Origin of the sequence: Nonomuraea pusilla (genome assembly GCF_900109355.1) — a bacterium.
GTDB classification, from domain to species: Bacteria; Actinomycetota; Actinomycetes; order Streptosporangiales; family Streptosporangiaceae; genus Nonomuraea; species Nonomuraea pusilla.
In genome coordinates, this window is sequence record NZ_FOBF01000066.1 from 1 (window position 1) to 1,186 (window position 1,186).

The following is a 1,186-nucleotide window of genomic DNA, read 5'->3' on the forward strand; positions in this document are numbered from 1 at the left end:
AGGCCAGCACCGCCCGACCTACGAATCCGCCATCCGCTTCACGCAAGCCATCGCAGAGCAATACCCAGCCCTGTCCCAACTCGGCGACCAGTTCCGGCACACCTTCGCCGACGACTGGCTGGAAGCCGGCGGCACCGAGTCCGACCTGATGGTCATCGCCGGGTGGAGCTCCCCGCAGATGCTCCGCCGCTACGGGCGGGTGGCCGCAGGCCGGCGAGCACAGCAGGCACACGCCCGCCTCTCCCCCGGCGACCGGATCTAGACCGCGCTTCAGGAATCTCCCGATCACCCATTCTGACCCCTGATAGCATCCCGTTATGCGGGGTCAGAATGAGATCGTTCCGTCGCCCATCACGCCCCTCCCCCTCGAAGCGCGAATCCAGACAGTCCGCGACTTCCTGGCCGAAGAGCTCGAAGACAACACCAAACGCGCCTACACAGACGACATCCGCGCATGGGTGAAGTTCTGCGACGCCAGAGGCTATTCGGCGTTCCCCGTCGATGACGTGACGATCGCCGAATACGTGATGCATCTCGTAGACGACGGCAAAGCACTCAAGACCATCCAAAGGCGCGTCAACGGCTTACGAGGCGCAATGAAGGCCGCCGGGCAGCCGCTCCCAGACGAAACCCTCGAAGCGGCACGCCGCGCCCTGAAGGTCGCACGCAAGCGCATCATGCGCGAACCCGGCACACGAGGGCGCGGCAAGGCGCCGGCCTTCACCGTGAGCGAGCTTCGTGCCATCTCCGACGCCTGCCCCGACAAACTCAAGGGCATCCGTGACCGCGCCCTGGTGCTCCTCGGGTTCGCCATCGCCGCCCGCCGCAGCGAGCTCGCCGCCCTGCGCCTCGACGACATCACCGAGACCGACGAAGGGCTCGTCGTGCACATCCGCTGGTCCAAGGTCGGAGAGGAGCGCTGGCCGAAAGTCCTGTACGGGCAGAACCTCGCCACCTGCCCCGTCCGGGCGTGGAAGGCGTGGGTGGCTGCCGCCAGCATCACGGACGGACCGGCGTTCCGCCGCGTCGACCGCCACAGCCGGGTCCTCGGCGGGCTCACTCCCGAAGGAGTCGGTGACGCCGTCACCGAAGCGGCCAGACGTGCCGGCCTCGAAGACCGGACCGCCCACGGGCTCCGCGCCGGCATGGCCACCGAGGCGCGCCGCGCCAAGCACGACGCTGTCGC

Annotated in this window: 1 protein-coding gene and 1 pseudogene; both read left to right on the plus strand. The window is 68.2% G+C overall.

Annotated features, from left to right (window positions below):
• Positions 1-262, plus strand: a pseudogene (locus BMX74_RS44805) (site-specific integrase); the annotation flags it as partial.
• A gap of 55 nt (positions 263-317) precedes the next feature.
• Positions 318-1,186 (plus strand): tyrosine-type recombinase/integrase (locus tag BMX74_RS42710; RefSeq protein WP_143078993.1); only part of this gene is annotated, 869 nt, incomplete at its 3' end.